Below are 11,523 nucleotides of genomic sequence, written 5' to 3'. Positions count from 1 at the left end.
CGTCAGGACGGGTCGGGTTCGCCGGCCTCGTCGGGCGCGATCAGGGCGCGCCCGGCAGCGCCGGTGTTGGCGAGAGTGTCGAGGAACGAACGGGCCCAACGATTCACGTCGTGGGTGAGTACCTGACGGCGCAGGGCTCGCATCCTCTTGCGACCGTCCTCGCGCGGCACCTCGATCGCCGCCTGGATCTTGTCCTTGACGTCGTCGAGGTCGTGCGGGTTGCACAGGAGGGCCTGACGCAGTTCGGCTGCGGCACCGGTGAATTCGCTGAGCACCAGCGCGCCGCCGAGATCGCTGCGACATGCGATGTACTCCTTGGCGACGAGATTCATGCCGTCGCGCAGCGGGGTCACCAACATGACGTCGGCAGCGACGAAGAACGCGATGAGCTCGTCGCGGGGGACGGGGCGGTGGATGTAGTGCACCACCGGGCGTCCCACCTCGGCGTACTCGCCGTTGATGCGGCTGACCGTCCGCTCGATCTCGCCGCGCATGTGGACATAGGAATCGACGCGTTCCCGGCTCGGGGTGGCGAGCTGCACCATCACGGTGTCCTTCGGGTCCATGCGGCCCTCGGCGAGAAGTTCGTGCACCGCATCGAGCCGCACGTCGATGCCCTTCGTATAGTCGAGCCGGTCGACACCGAGCAGGATCTTCTTCGGATTGCCGAGCTCCTTGCGCAACGCCTTGGCGCGGTCGCGGATCGCCTTGCTCCGCGACTGCTGGTCGAGCCGGCCCGACTCGATGGAGATGGGGAAGGCGCCCACGCGCACCGACCGGAAGCCGACCTGGACCACGCCGAGCTTCGACCGGATACCGATGTTGCCGCGCGAGGTCTGCGCTCCCGCCAGACGTCGTGCGAGGTACAGGAAGTTCTGTGCACCACCGGGGAGGTGGAAGCCGATGAGATCGGCGCCGAGGAGCCCCTCGACGATCTCGGTGCGCCACGGCAACTGCATGAACAGTTCGATCGGCGGGAACGGGATGTGCAGGAAGAACCCGATCGTCAGGTCGGGGCGAAGCATCCGCAGCATCTTCGGCACCAGCTGCAGCTGGTAGTCCTGGATCCAGACGGTCGCGCCCTCCGCGGCGGCCTCGGCGGTCTCCTCGGCGAAACGCCGGTTGATCTCGACGTAGGAGTTCCACCATTCGCGCCGGTACTCCGGCCGCACGATCACGTCGTGGTAGAGCGGCCACAGGGTGGCGTTGGAGAACCCCTCGTAGTAGTCGGCGATGTCCTCGGTGCTCAACCTCACCGAATGCAGGGTGAGGCCGTCCTCGACGATGATGCCGGACTCGGCGTCGGCCACGCCGGCCCAGCCGACCCAGGCACCGTTGTTCGACCGCAGGATCGGCTCGAGCGCGGTGACGAGCCCACCGGGGCTGCGCTTCCAGCGGGTGGTGCCGTCGGGAACCCGTTCGAGATCGACCGGCAGGCGATTGGCGACGACCACGAAGTCCGACCCGGCATGCGAGTCATGGTTCCCCGCTGCGTCCGCTTCGCCTGCTGTCACGTTCTGGTCCTCTTTCGGCCGGGTGGTGTGGTGCTCGTCAGTGCTTGTCGCTGGGGCCGATGCCGAGCATCGCCAGCAGCATGCGGCATTCGTCCGCGTTCTCTGCGTAGGCGGCGACGACTCGCTGCGCCTGTCGTGCGGTTTCGTCGGCGACGGGTTCGAGATCCTCGTCGGCGATGTCGTTCGCGGTGGTCGGGTCCGCGGCCATGATGTCCTCCCGGGGTCGCTGCTCTGTGCGAGCACGCATCGTCCTTCGACTCTAGGAGAATCGGACAGCTCGCCGCCACCCGCCTTCCGTGGACCGTCCTGGCGCGGTCCTGCAGTTCTCCGTCGCGGTACCGTAGGACGGTCGTGTGTGAGCGCAGCGCCCCGTGTACGTGCGGCGTGTACTCGCAGGACACGACGTCACGGCGCCGACCCGCGGCGCACCACCGCGCTTTCGTCGAGGAAGGTATTCATGCCCATCGCCACCGTGAACGGCATCCCGCTGAACTACCAGGTCAAGGGGACGGGTGATCTCGTCGTCCTCATCATGGGCACGGGCAGTCCGGGACGCGTGTGGGACCTGCACCAGGTGCCCGCGCTCGTGAAGGCCGGCTACCGGGTCGCCATCTTCGACAACCGCGGCATCGCGCCGTCGGGCGAGAGCCTCGGCGGGATGACCATCGACGACCTGGTGAAGGATACGGCCGGGTTGATCGAACTGCTCGGCGGTCCGGCCTATGTGATCGGCACGTCGATGGGTGCGCGTGTAGCGCAGGAGCTGGCGCTCGCCCGCCCGGACCTGGTCCGCAAGGCCGCCTTCCTCGCCGGGCACGCCCGCATGGACCAGTTCCAGCTGACGCTCACCGAGGGGGAGCGGCAGCTCTACGACAGCGGTGTCGAGTTGCCGCCGAAGTATCAGGCCGCCGTGACGGCCGTGATGAATCTGTCGCCGGCGTCGCTGGCCGATGAGCACACCGCTCGCGACTGGCTGGACGTCTTCGAATTCAGCGGCGGAAAGGTGTCGGCGGGTGTGCGCGCGCAGCTCGGCATGGACCGCGACTTCGACCGGCGCGCGGCCTACCGGGACATCACGGTGCCGTGCCTGGCGGTCGGGTTCGCCGACGACCGGATGATCCCGGCCTACCTGTCGCGCGAGGTGGCGGACGCCATCCCGGGTGCGCGTTACGAGGAGATCCCGGACGCGGGGCACTACGGCTATCTCGAGCGGCCCGAGGCGGTCAACAAGATCCTGGTGGACTTCCTGGGTTCGTGAGGAAGCTCCGCAGGGGGAATCCGTAAGCGGGCGCGGTGGAATCGGCGACGATCCACCGCGCCCGTCGTCTGTGGACTGCGACGAGGATCCTTGCGATCGGGGAGATCGGGACGTCCCTGCGGACCGTCGGGCACTGGTACGCTCACCGAACAAAGGTTAGCCTGGGCTACCTTCGAGTCTCGTACGAACCGATCACGGGCCGATCCGGCCCCCCTAGTACGAAAGTTGAGTGATGACCGACCGTTCCAGCCTTGTCGCCGATGACGCGGGGAGGTCGGAGGGCAACTCGCAAGGAGACGTCTTCGACCTCGTCGGTATCGGTTTCGGCCCCTCGAACCTGGCGCTCGCGATCGCCGTCGAGGAGCACAACACCGACAATCCCTCCGCGGCGATCCGGTCACGCTTCTTCGAACGGCAGTCGGCCTTCGCCTGGCACCCGGGCATGTTGCTCGAGGGCGCCACGATGCAGATCGCGTTCCCCAAGGATCTGGTCACCTTCCGCAACCCCACGAGCTCGTACAGTTTCTTCTCCTACCTGCACGATCGTGGCCGTCTCGTGGACTTCGTCAATCACCAGACGTTCTTCCCCACGCGCCACGAGTTCCAGGACTACCTGCAGTGGGCGGCCGCGCGTGTCGACGCCGACGTCCGCTACGGGACCGAGGTGGTCTCGGTCGAGACCGTCCACAACCACAACGGGGTCGCCGACCTCTTCGCCGTGCGGACCGCCGATGGAAACGTCGTGTACGCGCACAGCATCGTGGTCGGGGTCGGGTTGCGCGCCCGCCTCCCGAAGTGGGCGACCGCGTCGGCCCGCTGCTTCCACAACCACCACTTCCTCGTCCACATCGAAGACATGCCGGAGCCGCACCACCAGCGCTTCGTGGTGGTCGGTGCCGGACAGAGCGCCGCCGAGGTCGTGCAGTACCTGCACACGCATTACCCGCACGCCGAGGTCCACAACATCTTCAACCGCTTCGGATACAGCCCCGCCGACGACAGCCCGTACGCGAACCGCATCTTCGACCCGCAGGTCGTGGACGAACTGCATGCGGCCCCGCTGTCGGAGCGAGAGCGTCTGCTCGCCCTGCACCGCAGCACCAACTACTCGGTCGTGTCCCCGGAACTCATCGAGGCCCTGTACGCGACCGAGTACCGCGAGCGGGTCAGCGGTCGCCGCCGCCTGTTCCTGCGTCGTGCCTCGGAGGTCGTGTCGGCGATCGAGAACGACGGAGGGGTCACCGTCGAGGTCCGCAACAATCTCGAAGGTGACATCGAGACGCTCGAGTGCGACGCGGTGATCCTCGCGACCGGCTTCGAACCGACATCCCTGCAGCCGCTGCTCGGCGATCTCGCGCCCGAATCTCCCGTCCTGTCCGTCGCCCGCGACTACCGTCTGCCGCTGCTCGAAGGCATCACGGCCGACATCTACCTGCAGGGCGGCACCGAGAAGACACACGGTCCGACCGCGTCGTTGCTGTCCAACGCAGCAATCCGCGCGGGGGAGATCCTGACCTCGATCGTCGAACGCCGGGAGCTTCGCCTGCCCGGAGCCGGGGGCGGAATCGACGAGCTTGGTAGGATATCGGACCATCACACCTACGCAACAAGTGAGGCGAGATGAGCACGAATCCATTTGACGACGAAGATGGCCGCTTCTACGTCCTCATCAACGATGAGGAGCAGTACTCGCTGTGGCCGACCTTCGCCGAGGTTCCGCAGGGGTGGCGGGTGGTATTCGGCGAAGAGTCGCGCGCCGCTTGCGTCGAGTACGTCGAGCAGAATTGGACCGACATGCGTCCGAAGAGCCTTCGCGACGCAATGGAAGCCGACGAGAAGGCCCGCCAGGGCAGCTGAACGCTTCCGTCAGATCCGCCGAGAGTCACGCCCGCGCCGAAAGCGCAGCGTGGCTCTCGTCGTTTGTACGGACGATGCGACCTCCCGGCCCGACGACCCCTGCGAAGTGACGGGGATCGGACCCGTCGCCAGCGGACCCGACCCGATCGGGCCGGTGGGTATGGGTCCTGTCGCGATCGGACCCGTCGCGATCGGGCCTGTTGCGATCGGTCCTGTTGCGATCGGTCCGGTTCCGGGAGCGGTGGGTATCGGTCCGGTATGCAGCGACCTCACCGGGATCGGACCCGTGGCGGGCCCCGGCGCCGGCCGCCACACCGGGCGGTTCTTGTCGAGTCGGATCCGGGGGATCCGCCGCAGTTGCGGGCGGCGCAGCGCGCCGACCCGGAGGAGACCCCGGGGGTTCCGGGTGCGGCGGGCGAGCCATTCACCGAGCGTGACACCGGCAGCGAGCGCACAACCGATCCCGAACGCCGAGAACAGCGCCGTCATGCCGGTGGACATCTGGTTGCGGAGCATGGCGTAGAGGCCGCGGTACAGGGCGAGACCGGGCAGCAGCGGCGTGATGCCGGCGACCGCGACGACCAGCGGCGGCGTGAGCGCGCGGCGGGCCATCAGACCACCTGCGAAACCGATGGTGGTCGCGGCGAGGGCCGACGAGATGATGGGGCCGAGCGACAGTCCGAGCGCGAGCTGGTAGCCCAGGCTGCCGGTGGCGCCGGCAAGCGCGGCGACCGTGAGGGCCCGACGCTCGGCGTAACAGGCGAGGGCGTAGAACAGCGCAGCCGCGGCGCCGGCGAGGATCTTCGTCGGCAGCTGCGTGAGGTCGGGTAGGGCTTCGTAGCTGATGAGGGGAAGTTCGGCGCCGAACACCGAGGCGATCCGCAGGGTCGTCGCGACGCCCGCGATGATCCCGCCCGTCATCATCAGCACCTCGAAGAAGCGCGCCGACGCCGTGATCGGGGCACCGGTGATGGCGTCCTGCACCGACCCGACGAGCGACAGCCCGGACAGCAGCACCGTCACCCCGGCCGCGATGATCAGTCCGGGGGAGACTTCGACGCCGATGGTCTCCCGTATGCCGTACAGCGTGATCGCGGGGGCCGTGGCGATGATGCCGCCCACCAGGTGCTGGAAGAAGAACGGCAGGCCGGCCGCGTTGAGTTTGCGGTTGACGCGGTCGATGACGAAGGTCGAGCCGAAGGCGACGAGAGCGACCAGCGCGTCGCCGCCGAGGAGCACGGCGATCGACGCGGCCATGGCCGACCACGCGATCGTCGCCACCCAGCGGTTGTACGGATGCGCCTTGGTGGTGATGGCGAGCAGTTCCTCGTGCGCCTGTGCGGGGGAGATCGCGTCGCGGCGGATGCGGCGGGTCAGGCGGTCGACAGCCGCGAGTCGCGTGAAGTCCATCGAGCGGTAGTGCACCACCCGCATCGTGCTCGACGGCGGCATCGTCGGTCCGCGATAGGCCGACAGCACGATCGAGTTGTAGGTGACATCGACGTCGCACTGCGCCAGACCGTAGGTGGCGGCGACGAACCGCACCTGCTCGGCGGTGTCGATCGCACCCGTGCCCGAGGCGAGAAGAACCTCACCGACGCGCACGGCCACGTCGAGTGCCTCGGCGACCACCGCATCGTCGGTCAGATCGATCGGCTGCAGTGGGGCCGGTGCTTCGGTGACCGCGTCGATGGTCGCGCGGCGGGTACCGAGAACCCGATCGAGGAAGTCGTCGAAGCGGATCACCGTCCGCGGCCTCCGGTACGGCTGGGGGAAACGGAGAAGGCGGGCATGGAATCCACCGTAACGAAGGCGGGTGGGTGCGCGCCGAGAGTGTGACGCGCTATATGATGGCGTCGCTCACGGGTCGTCCGCGGCCTTCGAGTTCAGTGCCTCCTTAGCTCAGTGGTAGAGCACTCGCCTTGTAAGCGAGCGGTCGTCAGTTCAATCCTGACAGGGGGCTCCACCGAGGTCTCCTCGTGCTCGGCACGGAAGGCCTGTCGCGTACAGCGCGCGGGCCTGTCTCATGCGGTGGTGCTGTGAACCGCTGCGAAGATCACGAAGACGGCGAACAGTGCCGCAGCACCCAGACAAGCACCGACCAGAGCCTCACGAGGATTCGTCGCCGTGCCCTTGTCGACACGTTCGAGTCCGACCCACCCGCACACCACGGCGACCAGCCCGACAGGGATCGCGACGAAGTCCCCGATGACGGGGACGAACGCGAAGACGAGGGCGACGATCCCTGCGATCAGTGCCGCAGTCCCGGCACCGTTGCGCGGAGGAGGGGGAACGGGCGGAGCCGGGGGAACGGGTAGATCTTCGTGCATGGGGCCTCCGCTCGCAGGTCGGTACTCGGCTGTCGTCCCGGGGTTGTCAGGCCTCGAACAGCGAACGACCCCAATAGTCTTCACCCTCCGTTCCGGGTGGGCATGCGAAGACGGCCGACCCGACGTGCTGGATGTACTCGTTCAGTCCGTCGTGCCGTGCGAGTTCGAGTTGCATCGGCACGAACTGTTCGAGCGGGTTGCGGCAGAAGGCGACGAAGAACAGCCCGGCGTCGAGGTGGCCGAGTCCGTCGGATCCGTCGGTGAAGTTGTAGCCGCGTCGCAGGATCCGGATGCCCCCGAGATGCTGAGCGGACGCGAGCCGCACGTGGGCGGTGGCGGGAACGAACGGACCGTCCGGGCCGCTCGACTCGAGGTCGAGTTCGTCGAACTCGTTCGTCCGGCCGAGCGGTGCACCTTCCCGCTTGTCGCGTCCGATGACCGCTTCCTGCTCGCCCAGCACGGCCCGGTCCCACTGTTCGATGAACATCCGGATGCGCCGCGCCACCAGATAGGTTCCGCCCGCCAGCCATGCCTGGTCGTCGTCCGGCGCCACCCACACCGATTCGGTGAGGGCCTGCGGATCCTCGGCCTTGAGGTTGTTCGTGCCGTCCTTGAAACCGAACAGGTTCCGGGGCGTGGTCTGGGACGTCGAGGTGGAGGAGGTACGGCCGAATCCCAGCTGCGACCATCGCACCGAGGCCGTGCCGAAGGCGACCCGCGCGAGATTGCGGATGGCGTGGACCGCGACCTGCGGATCGTCCGAACACGCCTGGATCGCGATGTCACCGCCACTGCGGGCCGGATCCAGGTTGTCGGCGGGAAAATGTGGAAGATCCACCAGCGCGGCGGGTTTCAGGTGGGCGAGGCCGAAGCGATCGTCGAACAACGACGGTCCGAAGCCGATGGTGAGAGTCAGCCGGGAGGCCGCCAGGTCCAGAGCCTCACCGGTATCGCTCGGCGGGTGATGGATACCCTCGCCGGTCGCACCGTCCTCGGTGGCCTCGAGCCCCGAGGTCATCCGTTCGGCCATCGAGGTCCACGTCTTCAGCAAGGCGATCAGTTCGTCACGGTCGCGTGTGGTCACGTCGAAGGCGACGAAGTGCATGCGGTCCTGGGCGGGAGTGACGATCCCGGCCTGGTGCTCGCCCCGGAACGGGACCACACCCTCGGCGGCCACGTTCTCCGGTGAGGGAGCGGTGACGCGGCCGACCACCGCACCGGTTCCGGCGAGCACGGCACCGGCACCTGCCGCGCCGAGCAACCGGCGGCGCGAGACGAGGGGGGAGGAGCCGGAGCCGGTCACAGGCCCGCCGCTTCCGCCACGACCCCTTGCACCCTGCTCACCTCGGCGGACAGCGCATCGATCAGTCGTGACAGTTCCTGACGCTGCGGTTCGGTGACCGTGTCGTACGAGACGAAACCGTCACCCACCCGGTATCGGGCCAGTGCTGCATCGAGATCCGCGAACCGGGCGTCGATTGCGGTGCCGAGTGCCGTGTCGTGTTCGTCGATGATCGGTCGCACTGCGGCGACGGCGGCCTGCGAGCCGTCGACGTTCGCCTGGAAGTCGTACAGGTCGGTGTGCGAGAAGATGTCCTCCTCACCGGTGATCTTCGACGTGGAGATCTCGTCGAGCAGACCCTGCGCGTCGCCTGCGATCCGGGTGGGATCGACGACGTAGTCCTCCGCGTTCACCAGGGCGGCCAGCTCTGCGACGTCGGCAGCGAGCCGGTCGGCGATCGTGCCGGTGTCGGGTTGCGGACCGGTCACCCACAGGTCTTTCTCGAGACGGTGGAAGCCCGTCCACTCCTGCCCCGGCTCGAGGTCGGCTTCGCGCAGGTCCAGACGCGGATCGAGATCGCCGAAGCTCTCCGCCTCGGGCTCGATCCGTTCGAAGTGGGTACGGGTGAGCGGAAACAGCCGCTTCGCCTCGCCGACGTCGTTCGCGTGGACCGCTGCGACGAACCCGCCGGTGGCGGCGACCAGCGCGTCGGCCTCGCTCCGGATGTAGCGGCGATACCCGTCGGCCGCCTCCGTGAGCGTGTCCTCGGCGCCCGTCGCGGCCTGCGAATCGCCCGTCACGGTGAACGGTTGCCGGATGCCCTCGCCCGCCATGTCCGGCCGGCAGGACAGTTCGTAGTCGCCGGGCTCGGGGATGTTCACGATGAGCTGCCGGGTCAGTCCCGGACCGATGTTCTCGACCTCGCCCACCGCACGATCCCCGGCCGCGAATACGTAGAACTCGGTGATCTTCGAGCCGTTGTTGGTGACGGTGAACGTCGAATGCCCTGTGACACCCTCGGTGGCGGACACCTCACAGGACGAATCCGTCGCGGTCACCGAGACGGCTCCCGGGTCGGATGTCGCTTTCTCGGTGCACCCGGCGAGGACGAGCGGGAGGACAGCGGTCGACGCGAGGAAGCAGGTGGTGCGGCGCATCTACGAGAGCCTTTCGGGACGAGCGTGTGAGGTCGCGGCAAGAACGGGACGATCGCAGCCACCCCGGCGGCTGCGCCGCCGCGGCCGGACCGCACCCGCTGCGAGGCTCGAGGCGGCGCATCGACGGCGAACGGCATCATGAAGCGTTCCTGCTTAGGTGAGGCGAACCTTTGATATCGGAACGTCAACATACACCCGGGCGACACTGCTGCGGGAGGGGCTCCGGTCCACGAATGCAGGGAAGTCGTCGCTCGACGGCCGGCGGACGGCGCTTCGGCCGATGTCCGGACGGAGCGGCGACCGGCGTGAGCATGCGGTCGTGCCGTTCGACGTCAGGTCCGCAGACCGACGCGGGCGTGCAGGAGCGTCGGCGCATCCGTCTCTTCTTCCGTCCCACACGCGACAGCGCCGCTGTCGAGCGATGCGAAAGATGTGAACGGGTCGGATGTCAGGGCTGCACCGGAGGCCGGGGCTGCGCCGGGTGTCAGGATTTCGAGGACTCGAATGCGTCCATGTCGACGAATATCAGCCGTCCGTCCTCGAGGGCCACGGCCCAGCGGCGCACCGGAGCCCAGTCGCGGCCCAGCTGGTCGCCCACCGCTTCCTGGGCCGGACCGAAGTCTTCGACGATCGTGCCGCGGCAGGCATCGTCGCCCGCGACACCCGCGCGTACGACGACCTTCGCGCCCACAGCAGGTTTCGGGGGAGTGTTCGAGGATCCGGCCATAACTCGAATCATGCCATCGGGAGAAGGGAACGACCGGAGAACAGGGATCATTCGCGCCGATATCACACGATGGCCGGGTGAAATATCCGATTTGCTTGTTTCGGTCGTCCCGATACCACTTCGTCCACGCCGGGCGACGTGGACGAAGTGGACGAAGTGGAGGAGCCGGCGATCAGCGCAACGCGAGCTTCGCGCACGCCTGGTCGGCGAACTCGGAATCGACCATGAGGTCGTAGCGGGTGGCCTCGATGCTCTTCCGCGAGACGAAGTCGCGGCGCCCTCCGGTGCTCCAGTGGGTGACGAAGCCGAGTGATCCTCCCCATACGGCACCGACGGCGACGGCGGCGAGGATCACGGCGGCCATACCGGTGGCCGGGAGGAACAATGCCAGGAGCAGGCCGAAGAGCAGGCCGGTCCAGATGCCTGCGGCGGTACCGCGGAGCGCGGCCCTGCCGGTGGTCATCCGGCCTTCGATGTGTTCGACGGTGGTGACCCCCTGCCCGACGACGCGCAGGTATTCGACCGGGAAGCCTTCGTCGGACAGGTGGTCGATGGCCCGCTCGACCGCGGCGTAGGTGCGGTAGCTCTCGAGGAGGGTTTCGGATTCGGCGTCGTGCACGGGTGTAGGCGCGTAGATATCTGTCATGCGTTCCCCTATCGTCGACAATTGGAACGATACGCTCATCGTAGCGTATCGTTTCGTAGTGTTTGATTCGGGGTCTTCTTTTCGGGAGACTCGGGAATCCTGCGGGTGTACGCCTGCGCGAGGAGGATGTGGACATGGTGGGCGAGGCGCAGTCCGTGGCAGTGACATCGCGACGTCCCGTCAAGGAGCGCGCCGGGACGGACGCACGCATCGTGAAGGCTGCGCTCGAGATCCTTCGTCTGCACGGCCCCAACCGCGTCACCGTCGAAGCGGTCGCGGCGCTGTCGGGGGTCGCGAAGACGACGATCTACCGGCGCTATGCGAATCGCGAGGAGATTCTCGACGCGGCACTGCATTCGCAGGTGGCCTCGCCGTGCGTTCCCGACGGGCTGTGCGTCTACGACCGCGTCAAGTGGACCCTCGAGCTGATCCGTCGTGGGCTGTCGAACGAGGTGGGCATGGGGAGCGTCAGCGCACTGCTCACCGACCAGGAACCGGGTGTCACGGAATCGATCCGCGAGATCATCAACGCCCGGAGCGAGGTCGTCGCAGACGTGCTCCGCACCGCGATCGACTCGGGCGCGCTGCGCAAGGACATCGACGTCGACACTGCCGTCTCGATGCTCGTCGGGGCGTACCTCGGTGCGTACCTGCGTCACGGCGAGGTGGGAGAGTCCTGGGCGGACGAAGTCGTCCACATCGTCTGTCCCGAACTCGAACCGGACACCGAGGTGCATCGGCCGTAGGCTCGA

11 protein-coding genes, 1 tRNA gene and 1 pseudogene are annotated in these 11,523 nt (G+C 67.6%); 5 read left to right on the top strand and 8 right to left on the bottom strand.

Annotated elements, in window-relative coordinates:
* Positions 1–2: 2 nt before the first annotated feature.
* Entirely contained in the window at positions 3–1,514 is a 1,512-nt protein-coding gene (locus tag PV766_RS01510) for an alpha,alpha-trehalose-phosphate synthase (UDP-forming) (protein ID WP_371053525.1), read from the bottom strand.
* Between the two features lie 37 nt (positions 1,515–1,551).
* Positions 1,552–1,761, bottom strand: coding sequence for a hypothetical protein (locus PV766_RS01505; RefSeq protein ID WP_016932045.1), 210 nt, complete (start codon positions 1,759–1,761; stop codon positions 1,552–1,554).
* A 210-nt stretch (positions 1,762–1,971) separates the two neighbouring features.
* Here PV766_RS01505 and PV766_RS01500 point away from each other — a divergent pair, with 210 nt between their 5' ends.
* The 3 genes from PV766_RS01500 to PV766_RS01490 all read left to right on the top strand — a co-directional run bounded on the left by PV766_RS01500 (position 1,972) and on the right by PV766_RS01490 (position 4,629).
* Positions 1,972–2,772, top strand: a complete 801-nt coding sequence (locus PV766_RS01500; protein WP_421096271.1) for an alpha/beta fold hydrolase — start codon at positions 1,972–1,974, stop codon at positions 2,770–2,772.
* A gap of 232 nt (positions 2,773–3,004) precedes the next feature.
* Positions 3,005–4,396 (top strand): lysine N(6)-hydroxylase/L-ornithine N(5)-oxygenase family protein, encoded by a 1,392-nt coding sequence (locus tag PV766_RS01495; RefSeq protein WP_421096270.1) that lies wholly within the window; start codon positions 3,005–3,007, stop codon positions 4,394–4,396.
* Positions 4,393–4,629: an MbtH family protein gene (locus PV766_RS01490; RefSeq protein WP_006551884.1), complete on the top strand. Its 237-nt coding sequence runs from the start codon at positions 4,393–4,395 to the stop codon at positions 4,627–4,629. Before PV766_RS01495 ends, PV766_RS01490 begins: the two co-directional genes overlap by 4 nt.
* 348 nt (positions 4,630–4,977) lie before the next feature.
* On the opposite strand, the pseudogene PV766_RS01485 reads toward PV766_RS01490, so the two are convergent.
* Positions 4,978–6,375, bottom strand: a pseudogene (locus PV766_RS01485) (threonine/serine ThrE exporter family protein); the annotation flags it as partial.
* Positions 6,376–6,520: 145 nt separating this feature from the next.
* Between PV766_RS01485 and PV766_RS01480 the strand changes: the two are divergent.
* A tRNA-Thr gene (locus PV766_RS01480) sits at positions 6,521–6,595 on the top strand.
* A gap of 58 nt (positions 6,596–6,653) precedes the next feature.
* Here the strand turns inward: PV766_RS01480 and PV766_RS01475 are convergent.
* The 5 genes from PV766_RS01475 to PV766_RS01455 all read right to left on the bottom strand — a co-directional run bounded on the left by PV766_RS01475 (position 6,654) and on the right by PV766_RS01455 (position 10,771).
* On the bottom strand, positions 6,654–6,959 hold the full coding sequence (locus tag PV766_RS01475; protein WP_016932041.1) for a hypothetical protein: 306 nt from the start codon (positions 6,957–6,959) through the stop codon (positions 6,654–6,656).
* Between the two features lie 46 nt (positions 6,960–7,005).
* Positions 7,006–8,262, bottom strand: a complete 1,257-nt coding sequence (gene efeB / locus PV766_RS01470) for an iron uptake transporter deferrochelatase/peroxidase subunit (RefSeq protein ID WP_421096269.1) — start codon at positions 8,260–8,262, stop codon at positions 7,006–7,008.
* On the bottom strand, positions 8,259–9,398 hold the full coding sequence (gene efeO / locus PV766_RS01465) for an iron uptake system protein EfeO (RefSeq protein ID WP_064064450.1): 1,140 nt from the start codon (positions 9,396–9,398) through the stop codon (positions 8,259–8,261). The genes efeB and efeO overlap by 4 nt, the downstream gene beginning before the upstream one ends.
* Positions 9,399–9,882: 484 nt before the next feature.
* Positions 9,883–10,125 carry a hypothetical protein gene (locus PV766_RS01460; RefSeq protein ID WP_016932038.1) on the bottom strand — a complete coding sequence of 81 codons (243 nt, stop codon included), beginning with the start codon at positions 10,123–10,125 and terminating at the stop codon, positions 9,883–9,885.
* Between the two features lie 172 nt (positions 10,126–10,297).
* Positions 10,298–10,771: a general stress protein gene (locus PV766_RS01455; RefSeq protein ID WP_421096268.1), complete on the bottom strand. Its 474-nt coding sequence runs from the start codon at positions 10,769–10,771 to the stop codon at positions 10,298–10,300.
* A gap of 155 nt (positions 10,772–10,926) precedes the next feature.
* Between PV766_RS01455 and PV766_RS01450 the strand changes: the two genes are divergently transcribed.
* The gene (locus PV766_RS01450) at positions 10,927–11,517 is read left to right on the top strand and encodes a TetR/AcrR family transcriptional regulator (RefSeq protein ID WP_421096267.1); all 591 of its coding nucleotides are present in this window, start codon (positions 10,927–10,929) and stop codon (positions 11,515–11,517) included.
* Positions 11,518–11,523: the final 6 nt, after the last annotated feature.

It is taken from the genome of Rhodococcus sp. As11 (assembly GCF_048957735.1).
GTDB lineage: Bacteria > Actinomycetota > Actinomycetes > Mycobacteriales > Mycobacteriaceae > Rhodococcus > Rhodococcus gordoniae.
Note: the sequence above shows the minus strand (reverse complement) of the source record. Positions and strands in the feature narration are given on the sequence as shown.